Annotated in this window: 14 protein-coding genes, 3 pseudogenes and 1 other annotated feature; of the genes and pseudogenes, 9 read left to right on the top strand and 8 right to left on the bottom strand. The window is 61.9% G+C overall.

Annotation, left to right across the window (positions count from 1 at the left end):
- Nucleotides 1-214: 214 nt before the first annotated feature.
- A complete protein-coding gene (locus tag FO013_RS21555; protein WP_222103702.1) occupies nt 215-1012 on the bottom strand; it encodes an SGNH/GDSL hydrolase family protein in 798 nt (265 codons plus the stop codon).
- A gap of 123 nt (nt 1013-1135) precedes the next feature.
- Here FO013_RS21555 and FO013_RS21560 point away from each other — a divergent pair, with 123 nt between their 5' ends.
- The 3 genes from FO013_RS21560 to FO013_RS21570 are packed head-to-tail and all read left to right on the top strand — an operon-like array spanning nt 1136 to nt 3839.
- Nucleotides 1136-1810: a response regulator transcription factor gene (locus FO013_RS21560; RefSeq protein ID WP_143924617.1), complete on the top strand. Its 675-nt coding sequence runs from the start codon at nt 1136-1138 to the stop codon at nt 1808-1810.
- Nucleotides 1811-1821: 11 nt separating this feature from the next.
- Nucleotides 1822-3357: a sensor histidine kinase gene (locus tag FO013_RS21565; RefSeq protein WP_143924618.1), complete on the top strand. Its 1536-nt coding sequence runs from the start codon at nt 1822-1824 to the stop codon at nt 3355-3357.
- Nucleotides 3357-3839 carry a hypothetical protein gene (locus FO013_RS21570; RefSeq protein WP_143924619.1) on the top strand — a complete coding sequence of 161 codons (483 nt, stop codon included), beginning with the start codon at nt 3357-3359 and terminating at the stop codon, nt 3837-3839. The genes FO013_RS21565 and FO013_RS21570 overlap by 1 nt, the downstream gene beginning before the upstream one ends.
- Before the next feature lie 13 nt (nt 3840-3852).
- Here the strand turns inward: FO013_RS21570 and FO013_RS21575 are convergent, their stop codons facing one another.
- The gene (locus FO013_RS21575) at nt 3853-5202 is read right to left on the bottom strand and encodes an acyltransferase family protein (protein WP_143924620.1); all 1350 of its coding nucleotides are present in this window, start codon (nt 5200-5202) and stop codon (nt 3853-3855) included.
- A 219-nt stretch (nt 5203-5421) separates the two neighbouring features.
- Here FO013_RS21575 and FO013_RS21580 point away from each other — a divergent pair, with 219 nt between their 5' ends.
- Complete coding sequence (locus FO013_RS21580) at nt 5422-6153, top strand: polysaccharide deacetylase family protein (RefSeq protein ID WP_143924621.1); 732 nt, start codon at nt 5422-5424, stop codon at nt 6151-6153.
- On the opposite strand, the pseudogene FO013_RS21585 reads toward FO013_RS21580, so the two are convergent.
- A pseudogene (locus FO013_RS21585) lies at nt 6094-7269 on the bottom strand (IS110 family RNA-guided transposase); the annotation flags it as partial. The gene FO013_RS21580 and the pseudogene FO013_RS21585 overlap by 60 nt on opposite strands.
- A gap of 384 nt (nt 7270-7653) precedes the next feature.
- Between FO013_RS21585 and FO013_RS23445 the strand changes: the two are divergent.
- Both FO013_RS23445 and FO013_RS21590 read left to right on the top strand, forming a co-directional pair.
- Nucleotides 7654-7758 (top strand): annotated as a pseudogene (locus FO013_RS23445) (transposase-like zinc-binding domain-containing protein); the annotation flags it as partial.
- 147 nt (nt 7759-7905) lie between these two features.
- Nucleotides 7906-8148 carry a hypothetical protein gene (locus FO013_RS21590; RefSeq protein WP_143924622.1) on the top strand — a complete coding sequence of 81 codons (243 nt, stop codon included), beginning with the start codon at nt 7906-7908 and terminating at the stop codon, nt 8146-8148.
- 79 nt (nt 8149-8227) lie between these two features.
- Here FO013_RS21590 and FO013_RS21595 read toward each other — a convergent pair whose 3' ends face one another.
- The 5 genes and pseudogenes from FO013_RS21595 to FO013_RS21615 all read right to left on the bottom strand — a co-directional run bounded on the left by FO013_RS21595 (nt 8228) and on the right by FO013_RS21615 (nt 13370).
- Nucleotides 8228-9139 carry a serine hydrolase domain-containing protein gene (locus tag FO013_RS21595; RefSeq protein ID WP_143924623.1) on the bottom strand — a complete coding sequence of 304 codons (912 nt, stop codon included), beginning with the start codon at nt 9137-9139 and terminating at the stop codon, nt 8228-8230.
- Between the two features lie 328 nt (nt 9140-9467).
- Nucleotides 9468-9764: pseudogene (locus FO013_RS22715) on the bottom strand (hemerythrin domain-containing protein); the annotation flags it as partial.
- A gap of 243 nt (nt 9765-10007) precedes the next feature.
- Nucleotides 10008-10337: a hypothetical protein gene (locus FO013_RS21605; RefSeq protein WP_143924624.1), complete on the bottom strand. Its 330-nt coding sequence runs from the start codon at nt 10335-10337 to the stop codon at nt 10008-10010.
- Between the two features lie 172 nt (nt 10338-10509).
- Nucleotides 10510-11907 carry an amidase gene (locus FO013_RS21610; protein ID WP_143924625.1) on the bottom strand — a complete coding sequence of 466 codons (1398 nt, stop codon included), beginning with the start codon at nt 11905-11907 and terminating at the stop codon, nt 10510-10512.
- Between the two features lie 29 nt (nt 11908-11936).
- On the bottom strand, nt 11937-13370 hold the full coding sequence (locus FO013_RS21615; RefSeq protein WP_143924626.1) for a purine-cytosine permease family protein: 1434 nt from the start codon (nt 13368-13370) through the stop codon (nt 11937-11939).
- 347 nt (nt 13371-13717) lie between these two features.
- On the opposite strand from FO013_RS21615, the gene FO013_RS21620 reads away from it, so the two are divergent.
- From FO013_RS21620 to FO013_RS21630, 3 genes are all read left to right on the top strand, one after another.
- Nucleotides 13718-13945: a TetR/AcrR family transcriptional regulator C-terminal domain-containing protein gene (locus FO013_RS21620; RefSeq protein ID WP_143924627.1), complete on the top strand. Its 228-nt coding sequence runs from the start codon at nt 13718-13720 to the stop codon at nt 13943-13945.
- 45 nt (nt 13946-13990) lie between these two features.
- A protein-coding gene (locus FO013_RS21625; protein WP_143924628.1) for an IS3 family transposase occupies nt 13991-15216 on the top strand; the annotation gives its coding sequence in 2 pieces (ribosomal slippage) (nt 13991-14273 and nt 14273-15216; 1227 coding nt in all).
- Nucleotides 14263-14365: a sequence feature (AL1L pseudoknot), on the top strand. (Overlaps the previous gene by 103 nt.)
- Before the next feature lie 476 nt (nt 15217-15692).
- On the top strand, nt 15693-16466 hold a 774-nt coding region (locus FO013_RS21630; protein WP_143924629.1), incomplete at its 3' end, for an IS5 family transposase.

Raw genomic sequence — 16466 nt, forward strand, 5'->3', positions numbered from 1 at the left:
TGCCAGTCCGAAGACCTCGAATAAAGGAGACATGCCCTAGTAGGGCCTCGCCTCCCCAGAATCAAACGGATCTCAGCTTGCACGGCGCTGAGAGCCTTTGGTGGAATTTGAGACATTTGTGCCACGATCAGGTAATTCGGTGGCACCATCGGCGAGTCGCGGCTGGGGCCAAATGAAACCGCCATGCCGGGGCCACTTCACACTGTCATAATCATCATCCGCAGCCGAAGAAGGCCTCGTCGTCGGCCCAACCGTTGTTGGCCCACTCTTCGGCATCGGCGGACTCAAACTCGGGGTAGAGCTCGGTGAGCTCCTCCATCAGCCACGAGGTGAAGCGTGCTGCCCCCTGTGGACAGACGTGAATACCGTCATCACTGCGGTGGACTTCTCCCTCGTGCTCCTGGGCGTATTCCTCTCCCCAGACCGCTGAAGCATCGACGTACTCGACTCCGTCGTTGTCATCGGCCATACTACGCGCGACGTCCTCGGCGCTGGCGAGTTCATCCATGTGATCTTCGTAAAACTCGTCTGGCTCGATGGGAGGCATCGAGATCAACAGCAGATCGGCACCAACGTCCGAGGCCGCCTCGGCCAGGTCGCTATAGGCCTCTTCCTGTTCCGCAGAGGCCCCCCAGTCATAGCTGGTGATCTGGTAAACGATGACCCCGCCTGCAGCCTCTTCGATCTCTTCAGGCAGTGTCTTCCAGGACTCTTCAGCGTTGGGGCCTACGAGGTTGCCGCCTCCGGTGGAGGTTCCATCGATGAAATAGGCTCCAGATTCGGCCATGGCCTGAGTCAGGGGCAGCGCCTGTTGTCCTGCCACAGAGTCTCCGATGAACAGCATGGGGGAAAGGCCAGCCTCGGCGGTGGAGTCCGACTCCGTCCAGCCGTCCTGGCCGCCGGCTTCTCCGCTGTCTCCGGTGACGCTTCCGCAGGCCGCGAGGGTGAATGCCGCTGCGGCCAGGACGGAAGCGGTGAGCAGGATCTTGGGTGCTGTGATTCGTATAGTCATGGGTTCCACTGTGCTGATCCCATGTCACCGATGACCCGCGGGAATGTCTCAGTCATGTCGCAAAAGGTCTCCTGCTCAGAATTCTGCGCTTTTCAGGGCACAGCGCGTCCGTATACTGAGGAAGTGACCTCTATTCTGCTGATAGAAGACGACCCGCTGGTCCGCCGCAGCCTGGAGCTTGCCCTGAGCCGGCACGGCTACACCATGGTCACCACGGGGACCGGGGAGGAAGGCCTCTCCTCCTTCGAACAACACGTGCCGGAGCTGGTGGTGCTGGATCTGATGCTCCCCGGCATCGACGGCTTCGAGGTCTGCCGGCGGCTCCGGGAGCGCTCTCAGGTCCCGATCATCATGCTCACCGCCCGGGGAGATGACCTAGACGTGGTCGGGGGCCTAGAAGCCGGTGCCGATGACTATGCGGTCAAACCGGTGCAGCCGGCCGTGTTGGACGCCCGGATCCGTGCAGTGCTACGCCGGGCGGTCAGCGAACCGGCCGGGGTGCGAGCCCATCGTGGACTGCGCATCGACACAGAATCGCTGACCGTGACGCTCGACGGCGAGCTGGTCCCGCTGACCCCCACCGAGCTGCGGTTGCTACTGACCCTCTCCCGGGCGCCCGGGAGGGTCTTCACCCGAGAGCAGCTCTTAGAAGAGGTCTGGGAGCACGGGTACCTCGGAGATTCCCGGCTGGTGGACAACGCGGTGATGCGGCTGCGGGCGAAGCTCGAGGAAGATCCCGGGCGCCCGGCGTTCATCCAGACCGCCCGCGGCTTCGGCTATCGCTTCGGCCCGGTATGAGCGAGCCCGAGATGAGCCGACACGAAACGGCCTGGCGTCGGGGGCTCCGCAGAGTCCTGGGTGCTCTGATGATGGGTGGGCTACGTGCGCGCTTCGTCGTCGTCTTCGTGCTCGTCGCCGTGTTGGGGGCCAGCGCGGCGGCATGGGCGAGCACCCAGCAGGCTGCGCGTTCGCTAGCCGGATTCAGCCAGCAGCAGCACGGGCAGAATTTGGTTGACCAAGTTTCCTCTGCAGCCCCGGCGGTCGGATACCCGCCGAGTGAAGAGGACCTGGAGCAGCTGAGAGACTCTGCCGGGGACAACGCTCTGGCCGTCTATGAGGGTGCCAGTTCCTCCTCCGGGGTCTTCGCCGGGTCCCAGGCGCTCGGTGTTACCTCGGCGGAGATGAGAGAGGCCGTCGGCCAGGCCGCGGGTGAGGGGCGGGCCTACACCGAGCAGGTCGTCGTCGACGGCGCCCCGTGGCTCGTCGTGGGCACGCCGGTGATGGTCACTGATCCCGCCGGCGGCCGAGCGGCCTCCGGTGTGGAGGTCTACGCCGCCCAGGACCTATCAGGGGTGGAGGAGGAGCTGGCCGGGCTGACCCGCTCCTCAGTGACCACCTCCGCCCTGGTGCTGCCGGTGGCGGTGGTGCTGGCGCTTCTGGCGGCCCACACCGTGCTGGCGCCGGTCCGCAAGCTCAGCACCACCGCCCGGAAGCTCGCCGACGGTGACCTGGAGGCCCGGACCGAGCCCCGAGGCGTCGATGAATTGGCGGCCTTGGCCCGTACCGTCGATGAGATGGCGGAGTCATTGCAGGATTCGATGGTCTCCATGGCCCGGATGCAGGAGGACGCCAAACGTTTCGCCGCTGATGTGTCCCATGAGCTGCGGACTCCGCTGACCACGCTAACCGCAGCGGTGGAGATCCTGGGAGACACCCTGCAGCTCCGCGAGGAGACCGGGCAGGAGACGGCAGATGAGAGCGACGCCAGGGAGTCGGCTCGCCTGGCGATCACTGAGACCCGCCGGCTGGTCCAGATGGTCGAGGACATCATGGAGATAGCCCGCTTCGACTCCCGCACCGCCCCCATGCACCGCGAGAACACCGATCTCGCTTCTCTGATGAGCAGCTGCATCCGGGTGCGCGGCTGGAGCGACGACGTGGAGGTGCTCACTCAGGACGCCGGTCAGCCGTACTCTGTGGTGGCTGACCGGCGTCGTCTGGATGTGGTGGTCGCCAACCTGATCGGCAACGGGCTCAAGCACGGCGGAGCACCGGTGCGGGTGAAGCTCTTCTCACACGCTGACCACATGGCGGTGGAGGTCACCGATTCCGGCCCCGGGGTCCCGCCGGAGCAGCTGGGAAAGTTGTTCGGCAGATTCTACAAGGCCGATGCGTCACGGGCCCGCTCGGCGGGCAGCGGGCTGGGCCTAGCCATCGCGTTGGAGAACGCCGAGCTCCACGGCGGTGACATCACAGTGGAGAACGCCCCCGAGGGCGGGGCCCGGTTCACCCTCTGGCTCCCGAAGCAGCACGAAGACCCCACTTGTACAGGAGGTGCCGCCTGATGAGGATTGCAGCAACCCGCACCGCGCTGCCCGCCGCACTGGCCGCCGTGATGCTGATCAGCGGCTGCGGAATCCAGCAATCCGGCCTCGAAGAGGGCCCTGAGGCGCCCACAGGTTTGGCCCCGGGGGCGACCCTGTACTTTGTGGACGAAGGCGGGGAACTCGTGGCTCAGCAGAGAGACACCGGCCAACTGGGCTCGATCTCCGACGCCGTCGGACTGCTGCTGACCGGCCCCGGAGATTCCGGGCTGGAGACCGACATCGATGAGACGACGCTGACCAGGGTGGGGACCTCTGTCCGGGCCGATGTGGTCGAGCTGCGCCTGCCGCTGTCCTCCTCCGAGGTCGACGGCGCGGGCATCGATCAGATCGTCTGCACCGCTGCGGCCACCCATATCCAGGCCGGCGGCGCAGAACAGGACCAGGTGCAGCTGCGGTTCACCGACCTCGTTGCGGATCCGGCCTCCTGCCCCGTGCTCTGAGCAGCAGTGCGGCTCAGAACCCGGAGACGTCGATCTGTGTGGCCGCAGGGGCTGGCAGCAGAAGCCACAGGCACAGCAGCCCCACGCTGACTAGGGCGAATACAGCGGCTCCGGTCCTTCCCCGTGCCCACCGGGCACGGAATCGCACCGGATCCTCGATCAGGTGCGTCGAGACCCCCGCCAAAGTCACTGAGACGAGGAAGATCATCACAGTATGTTTCCATTCGCCGAAGAGCGCGGTCTCCCCTGCCTCCATGAAAGCGATCACCGGCCAGTGCCAGAGGTAGAGGCTGTAGGAGATCCGGCCCAACCACCGCAGCGGAGGGCTCTCCAGAACAGAACGCAGCACCCCACGCCGTACGGTTGCTGAGCGGTGGTAGACCTCGCGGTGCGGTGCGGAGTGCTGGTGCGCCGTACGGTGGTGGGCTGCGCACAGCCCGATCAGCAACGCAGAGACTGCGGCATGGAGGAACAGGCCCCCGGTGAACAGGCCCGGGGAGTCAGTGCCACTGACTACGCCCCACGAGAGGAGGAGCCCCGCTGCCAGCAGAAGCATCACCGGCCCGGCGACGCGGCCCAACCCGTGGACCATTGTGTTAAACAACCGACGTGCCGGCTTTGTCGCGGCCGCGGCACCGAGCAGCAGGGAGAAGGCCCTGGTGTCGGTGCCGGTGTAGACCCGGGTGGGATCGGCCGGGTCCAGCAGCGCCACCATCAGGACCTGAGACAGGGCGGCGAGGACGGCGCAGACGATGATCACCGCCCACCCCAACGTCGCCTGGTCGAACCGGGCTCCCGTGCCGAGCGCTACGGTCAACACGGTGACCACCACCAGCAGGAGAACCGGCCAAAGGATGTAGAACTGTTCCTCTACCGCGATGCTCCATAGATGTGTGAAGAGCCGCGATTGGCCGAAGGCCTCCCAGTAGCTGGCGTCCTGCGCCAGCAGATGCCAGTTGACCAGGTGCAACTGGACCCATAGACCGTCTGACAGTGTTGTGCGCACCAGCTCTGCGTTCACAGCCGTCGAGGCCGCAGAACGTTCAATCCACCACACCGCCAATGCCACCCCGACCAATACCGCAGCAAGTGCAGGGAAGAGCCGGCGGAGCCTCCGACCCCAGAACCGGAGCAGCGAGATCGAACCGGTGGTGGTGATCTCACGCAGCAGCAGTCCGGTAATCAGGAATCCGGAGAGCACGAGGAACAGGTCGACGCCCAGGAAGCCGCCGTCCAGATGTCCAGTGTGGAACAGCAACACTGCGACGATCGCCAGCCCGCGCAGGCCGTCCAATGAGGAGAGACGCGAAGGGTCCCTCCGCGCCGTCTCGGGGCGCGGGTGAGTTGTGGACGAGTCAGTCATGGACAGGACTCTCCCTGGTCAGGATCAGCGCTTGATCGCCGGGGTGTCGCAGTCCTGTCACAGTCAAAGCGGCTCCGAACTGCGACGTTCCGGCGATTGGACTACAGACTCCGCCCGCGGCCGTATCAGGCATGGACACGACAAACACCTCAACTAACCCGCAATAGATCACCCCGACGTCGGCCAGATAGAGAGACGTCGCTCTTCCTAGGCGGACTCATGGTTGCCACCATTGCGGCAGTGTCAGCCTGCGCAGCCAACACAGTTTCTGGCCTCTCCGGTCCCATCAGCAGCTCTGACCACTCCGAGAGCCCTACAGGCGACCAGCAGCCCGATGCCCTCCATCAGGTGGCCGCTGTAGAACCGGTGATCTTCGTGTCCATCGACGACGGTCATCACCCCAGCCAGGAAGCGCTGGAGGTCGTTCGGGAACACCAGATGCCGGTCTCTCTCTTCCTCAACGAAGATCCAATGAAGTACCACTCCTCATATTTCGAGGAGTACACCGCAATGGGAATTCACGTCCGCACTCACACGCAGACTCACGCTGACCTCACACAGCACAGGTTCGACGATCAACAGCAAGAGATCTGTGGCATGGTCGAAACGTTAGAGGACAGGTTCAGCGACGACGTCGTGGGGTCCTCCCTGCGGGCCCCTTACGGCGCCTCAGACGAGACGACCCAGGAAGCAGCTTCAACCTCCGGTATCGGCTCGATCCCGCACTGGAGCGGAGAAGCTAACAACGGAACAGTCACCCTCGCGCACGGCGAGTCGTGCCGCCCAGGCGACATCACCCTCACCCACTTCACTCAAACCCTACCTGAGGACCTGCAGGCCATTCAGGACAAGGGAAGAAGAAGGATTCACCATCGCCCGTTTCATTCATTGTCAAGCAGCAGCCGGGGTCCTCGCCTCGTAGAAGGCCCCGGCCTTGACCATCGCGAATAGGACGTTGAGCCGGCGACGAACCAGGCACATCACCGCAGCATTATGGCGTTTCCCCTCAGCTCGCTTCCGGTCGTAATACGCCTTCGACAATGGAGCATGACACGATGCCACCCAGGCAGAGTGGAACAGTGCGTTCTTCAACCGTTTGTTGCCCGCCCACGATGGGAACTCGCCGCGAATCGACGCTCCAGCGCGTCTCGTGACCGAAGCAATACCGGCATACGCAGCCAAATGGCCAGCAGTCTTAAACGCGCTGAAATCGCCGGCTGCCAGGAGGATCTGGGACGCGGTCTTAACGCCGATTCCCGGCATCGACGTTAAGACCTGAAGAAGAGGGAGCGAATCCGCCAGTTCCTCAGCTTCAGCCTCGATCTCGTGACGTTCCGCCTTCAACGCCTTGATGCTGGCAGCATGCCGCGGCACCACCGACTCCGAGGCCTGACTGCCGGACACGGTCACCGTCTGCTCAGCCAAAGCATCGAAGACCACATCAATCAGTGCCGACGGATCCTTGCGGGTATGGTTCTCAGCCCACCGCTTCACCCCGGATTCCCCTGCCTCACGCAACCCGGCCGTACCCCGGTACCGGATCAGCAGGTCCAGCACAACCGTCCTGGTCAGCACGGTTCCTTTGAAGGCACGTTCCAGCGCGGGGTGGATCTGGAGCAACAGCGACCGCAACCGGTTGATGGCCCTGGTGATGTCATGAGCCAGGTCCTCATCCGTACCAGCCAAAACTTTCAGATTCGCCAGAACATCGGACTCACGGTCGACTGGTCTCAGTGTGTGTGGCATGGTTCTGGCAGTGTCAGCGATGATGAACGCATCCCTGGCATCAGTCTTCGCCTGCCCCGGATACAGATCGGCAGCCTTACGCATCGCCAGACCGGGCAGATAGGCGATATCGGCTCCGCAGTCCCTTGCGACCGCGACGGGAAGCGCCCCGATTGTGTTGGGTTGATCGACGATGACGAGCACTCGGCCGTACTCGTTCTGCAGAGTCGTGATCACGTCCCGAAGCGCAGTCTCGTCTTGCGGGAACTCGTGGTCGAAGACCCGTTCACCTGCCGGGTCCAGTCCGGAACCATGATGGCTAGTTTTGCCGACGTCGAGTCCTCACCAAACGTCGTATTCGGTGTTCATGACAGTCCTCCTCGACCATCCAGCCCTTAGTCGCAGGTATGTCATGACACCCGATGCTGGCACCCACGTTACGACGAGACCTCAGTACAACTGGGCCGAGCCCCTATCAGCAGTCAACGCGCGTCCTGGATTCCTGGCGGCAGCACCCCCGGATCATTCATGACAGGGCAAACCAAGCCATACCAGGACCAGCGACCAGACCCCGTCCGGGGCCTACGAATAAATATGGGCCCCCTCGAGGACTATTTCTAAGCCTTGCTTCATGGATTATAGGCCAAAATGTGTGTACAGGATACTCTGCTTGCCCAGTAGCGTGTAGGCCAAGACTGGGTTGAACATGCTCTGCAACCATGTTCAGTGCCCAATCCCAGAAATCACCTCATCTGTGGTGTATGTGCAAACAAGCTCGTCAAGAACGGGAAAACCAGTGCCGGACGCACCAGATGGCGGTGCAAACACTGCGGGTCCTCAGCAATTCAGACGCGCACCGATTCAGCGAAGAAGGCAGACTTCACTAGCTTCATCGCATGGTTGACCAGCACGCAGCCACGAGGCGATTTCGCTACCAGCACGCGCACCTTCACCCGAAAGATCCAATGGTGCTGGAGCGTGACCCCCAGGGTGGCCCCGACAGGCGAAGTCCATGACCAGATCAAGCTCGACAATCCGTCGAAGGCAAACCGGGCATGGCTACGTGCCCGGGACATCGCCACCACGATCCCCGAACGCGACGACCAGATCGCTCACCGCCGCAAGCAGCCTGGCCGGCCCATCGACTTCGGCCATCAGCGGCAAGAACGCTACCGGGGCCGCAACGTCGTCGAGCGATGCTTCAACCGCCTCAAGCAATAGCGCGGGATCGCGATGCGCTCAGACAAGCTGGCCCGCAACTACCGCGCCAGCATCAACCTCGCTGCCACGCTGATCTGGATCAAGACCGAGGCCAGTAACTTGACCAGCGATTCGTAGCCGATGCCCCGCAGGCATTCCGCTTGAGGCGTACAGCGGTCTTGTTGACCTGTCCTTCGTCGTATCCCAGCGTATGCACAGTGACCACTTTCGATCCGTCATGGGAAACCCCGACGAACGCGGCATGATCCAAGGTCCCCCCGTCATGCCAGTATTGATCTCCATCATCCATCCACCCGAACGGCTTCTCCCCAGGCGTTTGCTGTGCGCGGGCGGTGGCGTAGCGTTCGAGCGCATCGAAAGTACCGTGGAGGCCTCCCGCGCCGACGAATGGACCAGAAAGCTTCCACTGCTTGCATGCGCGGCCAGCCCAGGTAAGGAGGACGGGAACATTGTTTGGATCTGGGTGTATCGAGACGTCCGTGACTCCCAGCGGGGTGAAGACGTGTCGCTCCGCGAGCGTCCACCAGTCGTGCCCGGTGGCCACCTCGAGTACACGTGTGAGGACCGCGTATCCAAGATTCGAGTACTCGAACGACCCGACAGGGCCGCGCATTTGCTCTGATATGTCAGGCAAAACGTCGGAGTCGAAGCGCTCCGTAGTGTACTTCGCGTAAGGATCGCGAGCATCGGCCGCAGTTCTTATCATTCCCTTGGGTAGCCGAGGCAGCCCCGAGGTGTGTTCGGCAAGACTGCGAACATCTACTTCCCTTGGGAGCCCTGTCTCCGGTAGAAGCTCACTCACGGGAGCTGACAAATTGATCGAGCCCTCGCGGTCAAGGAGTTCCGCAATTCGGGCAGTGACGGTCTTTGTGACCGATCCCCACTCAAGCATCGCATCCCCGTGGTGCAACGGCCCGGCCTGCTCCACTTCGATGCGCCCAGCGCTCCGGAGGCGGTAAGCTTCGCTCTTCGTGCGCACTATCCAGCTCATGACGCCAAGCCTTTCTGTGCAGCTCAAAGAGGTCGAAGTAAATGTTCGCCGGGCTTTCACAGAGCGCGGCCGAGGTGTTCCAGCTCACTCGACAAAATCCGGCCTCAACCCCGCAACAGGCTATCGGCACCTGTCGGACTTGTCCAACCCGCCTTAGCCGCGCAAGAGGCGGCCGCGGAGGTCCGTCCACCAAAGTCGGCACGGTGGGATCTACGGCTGTTCTGTCTGCCCAGAACGCGTTTCCCATCGACGTTGAGCGTGAGTGTCTCTAGCAGCTCGAGGAGTTGCCGCTCCTAGTATCGGAACTGATTCTCCATGATTGCGGCGATCACCTCAAGGGGCAGGCAAGTTCCGCGGGCGTCGCCGACGCGGCGATGGAAGACTGCAGCCTGGAAATGAGGTGGGCGATCGTCGAGTGATCCTGCTCCAGCGCCCGCAGTGTACTTTGCAGTTCAGGGTGCGCGGCGGCGATCGAGGGAAACAGATGGCAGTCCTCGCCCTCATGGTGTCCCGTCAAGGCTGTGTAGAAGCCAACGTCAACGCTGTACTCACACCGCGCAAAGAGCTTCGCCTCAGCCGAGAGATAGTTGATGAGGCATATCCAGTCAGCCACGTCGCGAAGATGCTCATGGTGCCGCCCCTCACTTCACGCAAATTGGCAACCCGTTGCCGCACTGAATGGAACCCGGCATGACCGATCGGTCGAGCTCTCCGCACCGAATCCTGCATCGCATCGCAGCACTTGCGAAGCGGAAGATCGTCTCGCTGGGCGGGCAATTTCGCCTAGGCCCGAAGCGCTCACGAGACAAGAGGGCCTGCCCGCTTGAGCAAAGACACACATCAGTAAAATACCGTTAACTGTGTCAGCCTAAACTGCGGAAGTGGCCGCGTCGGACTGTCGAACCTCGTCCAATACGTGAGCGACAGCTACAGCTGCGCTGTCGAACCCGATCTCACCCAAAGCCAATAGTGACTCCGCCAGCACCTGCCGGTCGAGAACCGCCATTTCGTTACCCAAAGCACCCAGATGGTCTGTCTCAGTATCGGTGGGACTCTGCTCTAAACGCTGTCTTAAAGCAGTTAGATCAGCTTCCGACTCCACCGGCATTTTTACTTGAATCGCCTTACGAACTTCCCGGAGACGTGCTTCTGTTGCAAGTACCTGACGAATCGCCGCCAAACCGAACGCATCACTCATGATCCCATGGTAACTCACACCGCTACAACGTCCTTTCAATAGCCACCGGCAGTTTGAGGATGTCTATGCCGCCGGCGGTCCGGGTGAGTAAGCTTCATAACCGATATCTACGGTCTGAGCGCATGAATGTAGCGCTGTGCGCCACTTCACTCTCTTTGCCGGCCCTCTACCCTCACACGTTTGGGTGCAGACGGTGGAATTCGGTCACCTGCTGGAATGCGTCGGCGATGCGAACGAGCTTCTGCTCCGTCAGTGCAGCACCAACCAGCTGACCGGCGACCGGCAGGTGGTCGACCGCGGTGAAGCCGATGGGGAACGTGATTGTCGGCATCTGGCTCATGGTGAAGGGCACCGTATAGCGGTGCACCTCCGCCAACTGCGTCGCGCCCATCACCCGCATGTCCTCTGCCGACGGCGCCTCATAGGGCAGACCGGGGATGAACATCGCGTCGACCTCCGAAAGCAGGTGAGCCACGCGACCTTTGAACTCGTCCCGCCTACTGAGCACCTCCTGATGCTCTGTTGCCGAGGTTCTGCGACCGATCCTGATGAGCTCACCGAGCGCATCGCCATAACTCGCTTCATGTTCATCGAACCAGGATCCGTGTGCGAGTGCGGTCTGCACACCGCAGACAGTGAACCAGTCGTCATTGATCTGCTCAGGATCGGGGAACTGCAGCGGCACCACCCGAGCCCCCAGAGACTCAAGCGTGCTGATCGCGGCCAACAGACTGCTGCGCACAGTCTCCGAGACATCAGTCAACGCCCAGGAGAAGTCGATGCCGATGCGCAATCCGCTCAGGTCGCTGTTCGTGCGCACCCCATAATCATCGACGGGGACGGACAGCGATGTCGGGTCTTTGGGGTCGTATCCGGCAATTGCTGAGAGTACGATCCCCGCATCGCGCGCGGACCGCGTCATGGGCCCGACATGGTCGAGAGTGCCGGCGAGTTCGAAGACGCCGTATCTGCTCGATCTGCCCCATGTCGGCTTGAGTCCTGTGACTCCATTTGCCGCCGAGGGCATCCGAATCGATCCACCCGTATCCGATCCCAGAGTGGCGAAAGCCAGTCCCCCAGCAGTCGATGACCCGCTTCCACTCGAGGAGACCCCGACCCACCTGTCGAATCCCCACGGATTGCGCGGCGCCGTGAAGGGGCTGGTGTGTTCGCCGTAGACGCCTTCGGTGGTGTGCACTCGGCCGATGATGACCGCTCCGGCTTCCCGCAGACGTTCGACCACGGTCGCGGTCCTGTGTGCCTTGAGTCCGCGCCGGCTGGGCATGCCGATTTCGAAAGGTCGGTCTTTGTCGCCGTAGATGTCCTTGATCGCCACAGGAACACCGTGGAGTGGACCGCGCCAGTCGCCGTTCGAGTATTCCTCATCGCGCACACGTGCTGCGTCTCGGGCGCAGTCGGCATCAACGAATGAATAGGCCCCGAGCGAGGGGTCGACAGCCTCGATGCGGTCGAGCATGTGGTCGACGACGTCCAAGGAGCTGAGCTCGCAGCGAACGATTCGGTTGGAGATCGCTTCGATGGTTTCGAAATGGAGTTCTGTTTCGTTCATTGCATGTTTCCTTCCAGCCTAGCGTTACTTCAGACTTCGGCAGTTTCGGCGGACTTACTGACCGTGTAGAACCGTCCGCGTGTGCCCACCGTGAGGGCGATATGGATGATCGGCCCGACGAACATCGCGATGAATGAGGCGTAGTAGACCGGATAGACGCCGGCAAGTCCACAGGCTCCAATGGCAACTGCCACACCCATGGCAATCATCCCGCAGGGGTTCCAGTTGCGGATACGGGCCTCGTCGTATTCGATCTTCTCGCTAGGGGCGTACTTGAACACTTTCCGGCACAGGTAGTAATCGGCGAGGAGGATGAAGATCCACGTATTCGTCATGATGCCGGTGACTGCGAGGAAAGTGTCAGTGTATTGGAGGACGTTGATCGGGTAGAGAATGATGCCGAGCACAAGCAGGCCGACCATCCACCAGTTTCTGCGGATCGGCTTCTTCGCGAAGGCGTCCCACGTGTTGGAGAACGCGAGTGAACCCGAATACAGGTTCATCACGTTGATCCGGATCTGGGTGATGATCGCGAACACCACGCCGAGGAAGCCCATGACCAGGGCAAAGACGAATCCCGGATCGGTCGAGTACAGAACCGGATCTCCCTGGGTGATACTCGGATAGACGGTGAACGCCAGCATAGCTCCGAGCACCATGACGATACCGATCATGAACATTTCGCCGAACATGATCCCCGCCGTGCCCCGGTAGCCGATCTGTGGTCGGGAGAACCGGCCATAGTCTGTCGCGAGAAGAGCTTGAAACACGATCTGACCATTGGCCAGTGAGAACGCCTGCCACATCACCGTTGGGTCATTCGGGGTCAGGGACTCCCATTGGCCCGGACCTACGATCGCGTGCCCTTGAGAGAGCATCACGATTCCGACGATGAAGAGACCGATGAAGATCGGCATGCCGAATCGCTGCAGCACGTTCATCGAGTGCATTCCTCGCCAGGCGAAGTACAGCGCCGCAGCACCGACGAGCGCGAAGATCACGCTCGCAGTCGGAGAGTTCTGCCCGATCCCGAAGTACTGGCTCAACGCATGGGAGACGATGCTCCCCTCGAAGATGAAGTAGAAGACGTAGTTGATGCCGTAGATGAATGACGCGACCGCCGACCCTTTGGCGCCGAAACCGAGACCACGAGTCAGCAGCACAAGGCTCAGTCCTTCCTTCGACGCAATCCGCATGATGAGGGACCCAAGAACTGTAGACACAACAATGAGATAGGAAAGTGGGATGAGCATGAGCGGCCAGCCGAGCAGAAATCCCATCTGGCCGCCAAGAGTGAACCAGAACATCGCAGTGACATTTCCAGTGAGGATGAGGAGAATTGCGAATGCCGGCCACCGCTGTGATCGAGGAACTCGCTCGGTCGCGTAGCTTTCCATTTGGTCATCCAGCGACGTTGCCGGACTCTTGAAGGCATCTTTGAACCCCAATGTGACCTCTTTCATAGACAGTCATGTAAGAGTCACATCTTCGCTTTGCCGCCTCAACCGAAATCCGAGACTTTCTCGCCTTTCAAGACTGCATTTTCCCACAGCAGCTGTGCGTAGACGGCGAGGTGGCAGGTCCCAGATGAGCACATTGGTGGCTCTTTACGAACGAGGATGCGCCTATATAGGATGCAACCTTCGCTGATGCTGCGTGTAAGTCGTTGCCAGTCAGCCCATTCTTGAGGTCCTGACTGACCAGGATAGAAGGTTGCGCAGTCTGCTTCCCATCGTGCGCTCGGGGCCGCTTTCTGGGCCGGCCTGGGTCCGGCAGGACACCGGTTTCGGTTCTCACTTTGCATGCGCTCGTGATCACCGTGGCATTGTTCAAGGCCGACGAGGCTGAGGCTGAGGCTGAGCGGGCCACTGGCATGACACTCAACCGCTGGTCCCAGGCGCAGCGATCCGGTCGCCGCGAGGCTCTGACCAGCGGCCGACTCCCTTTGCTAGCGGCGTCGTCAGAAGACGTGGCACCGGACCTTGACGACCTGTTCGAGTATGGCCTAGCCCGCCACCTCGATGGGTTCGAGGTTTGAAGCGCCCTGGGTTTCGTTCCGAGTCTCATGGAGGAGAATCGGAACATGCCCAAGAAGTTCAGTCCTGAGCTGCGAGAGCGCGCGGTGAGGATGGTATTCGACCGCCAGGCCCGCGAGGGAGGTCCTCGTGCAGCATCGATCCGGGCGGTCGCGCCCCAACTGGGTGTCGGCGCTGAGACGCTGCGGATCTGGTGCAACCGCTACGGCCCCACCGACGCTCCGACCACGCCGAGCGAATCGCTCGAGGAAGAAAACCGGCGGCTGCGTCGCGAACTCGCTGAATCCCGGCGCGCGAACGAAATCCTGAAGGCCGCATCAGCGTTTTTCGCGGCGGAACTCGACCGCCCCACGACGAAATGATCCGGTTCATCGACATGCACCGAAAGCGTTTCGGGGTCGAGTCCATCTGTCGCATCCTCGGTGCGACAGAGAGTGGGTTCATCACCTCCCGCGGCTACCGCGCGGCGAAAACACGCCCCGCCTCAGCCCGCGACCTCAGAGACGCCACCCTGATCACCGAGATCACGAGGATTCACCAGGAGAATTATGGCGTCTACGGGGTGAGGAAGATGTGGCATGCGATGCGCCGAGCGGGCTGGGACGTGGGCCGGGATCAGGTCGCCCGGCTGATGCGCAACGCGGGCCTGCACGGTGTCCGGCGAGGCCGGAAGCCGGTCACGACCCGCCCGTCGCGGGAGCCGGATCATCGCCCGGACCTCGTGGAACGGAAGTTCGTGGCGGAGCGTCCGCACCAGCTGTGGGTCGCGGACATCACGTATGTTCGGCTTCCCGCGGGATTCGGCTACACGGCGTTCATCACCGACGTGTGCACGCGCAGAATCGTGGGCTGGGCGGTCGCATCCAGCCTCCATACGGAATCGCTTCCGCTCATGGCGTTGGAGCAGGCGCTGATCTCTACCGGCGCTCAGCGGACACGGGATGAACTCATTCACCACTCCGACCGTGGCGTTCGGTATGTTTCTCTCGCCTGCTCCGATGCTCTCACGGCTGCCGGCGTGAAAGCGTCGGTCGGGACCGTGGGAGACAGCTACGATAACGCGCTGGCCGAGGCGGTGAATGGGCTATACAAGACCGAGCTCATCTATTCGAAGCGGTTCTGGGAGTCGGTCTCGGACGTGGAGATCGCGACGATGGCCTGGGTCCACTGGTGGAACACTCGCCGGCTCCACGAAGCTCTCGACTACCACACCCCGGCCGAGGTCGAAGCGTCCTACACTCGCCCCACGACGACCGCGCCCGCGACCGTCTAACCACGGAACGAAACCCAGGGCGCTCCAGTTCTTATCAGCGGTCGAGCTTGGCTCGCCTCAGAAACGACACGGGCTGAAGGTTGCACGAGCACAGTGCCTCGCCGACACCACAAGGTCGCGCCGTTCGTTTGAACTCCCTGTTCGCACAGGTGATGGCATGTATGTCTGGTGCCAAGCTATCGATGCGATGGAGCAAAGGCGTATCCGCCGGAAATTGTCAGACGACGGGCGGTCTGTTCTCGCGCATAGCTGCAGCCGCATTCGGGCCACTCAGATTTCGCTCTGCTTGACGCGCTCGTCTCCTCACTACCGTCCCGATAGATCGACCGGCTAACGCCGACCTGTAAGAGGTTGCGCGGATAGGTCGGGAGTGTGCGTATCCTGCACGCGGCGTGTCGTAACAGACTGACACGGAGAAGCGTCAGCTTCGATAGAAGTACAAACATCACTATCGAAGACATCAGGACAGCTTCCCCGTGCCAGCACTACCATCTTCAGTCATCGACCCCCTCTGGGACCAATTCAAGACTCTTCTGCCCACGATCAACGACGACCATCCCCTCGGATGCCACCGGCGGCGAGTTGCCGATCGGGTCATCTTCGACAAGCTCGTCACTCGACTCGTCCTCGGCGGTGCCTACACCAAACATGCCGATGACCGGGTCTCAGCCACAACGCTGCGGGCCCGCCGCGATGAATGGATCGCCCACGGTGTATTCGCTCGTCTCGAGCAGATCGGGCTCGAGGCCTTCGACCAGCTCATCGGCCTGGACCTGACTCACCTGAGCATTGATGGTTGCTGTGTGAAAGCCCCGTGCGGTGGGGACAACACCGGACCGAACCCGACCGATCGTGGCAAGTCCGGACAGAAACGCTCCGTGCTCGTCGAAGGCCACGGCCTGCCGATCGGAGTCATTCTGGCCGGAGCGAACCGGCACGATTCCCCACTGCTGCGGCCCACGCTGGAGTGTCTGTCCCGGTTCGGGTTCTTCCTGCCCGAGACCATGAGGGTCGATCTCGATTCCGGTTACGACTCGCATGTCACCCGAGACCTGCTCGATGAGTTCGGGTGCGAGTGGAAGATCTCACCGAAGGGGACCTTCATTGAGATCAACCACACCCGCAGGTGGATGATCGAGCGGACGAACTCCTGGCACACTCGCGGATTCGGCCTCCTGCAGGTCGTCCTTGATCGGGCTGACCGTGTCCAGCAGGCCTGGACCTGCTTGGCTAATGCGATCATCGTGCTG

The sequence above is a fragment of the Brevibacterium aurantiacum genome (assembly GCF_007558825.1).
Lineage (GTDB): Bacteria > Actinomycetota > Actinomycetes > Actinomycetales > Brevibacteriaceae > Brevibacterium > Brevibacterium aurantiacum_A.

Coding starts and splice junctions, on each gene's coding strand:
- FO013_RS21555 (WP_222103702.1), bottom strand. CDS start 1,012: ATGACTATACGAATCACAGCACCCAAGATCCTGCTCACCGCTTCCGTC.
- FO013_RS21565 (WP_143924618.1), top strand. CDS start 1,822: ATGAGCCGACACGAAACGGCCTGGCGTCGGGGGCTCCGCAGAGTCCTG.
- FO013_RS21570 (WP_143924619.1), top strand. CDS start 3,357: ATGAGGATTGCAGCAACCCGCACCGCGCTGCCCGCCGCACTGGCCGCC.
- FO013_RS21575 (WP_143924620.1), bottom strand. CDS start 5,202: ATGACTGACTCGTCCACAACTCACCCGCGCCCCGAGACGGCGCGGAGG.
- FO013_RS21580 (WP_143924621.1), top strand. CDS start 5,422: ATGGTTGCCACCATTGCGGCAGTGTCAGCCTGCGCAGCCAACACAGTT.
- FO013_RS21595 (WP_143924623.1), bottom strand. CDS start 9,139: ATGAGCTGGATAGTGCGCACGAAGAGCGAAGCTTACCGCCTCCGGAGC.
- FO013_RS21605 (WP_143924624.1), bottom strand. CDS start 10,337: ATGAGTGATGCGTTCGGTTTGGCGGCGATTCGTCAGGTACTTGCAACA.
- FO013_RS21610 (WP_143924625.1), bottom strand. CDS start 11,907: ATGAACGAAACAGAACTCCATTTCGAAACCATCGAAGCGATCTCCAAC.
- FO013_RS21615 (WP_143924626.1), bottom strand. CDS start 13,370: ATGAAAGAGGTCACATTGGGGTTCAAAGATGCCTTCAAGAGTCCGGCA.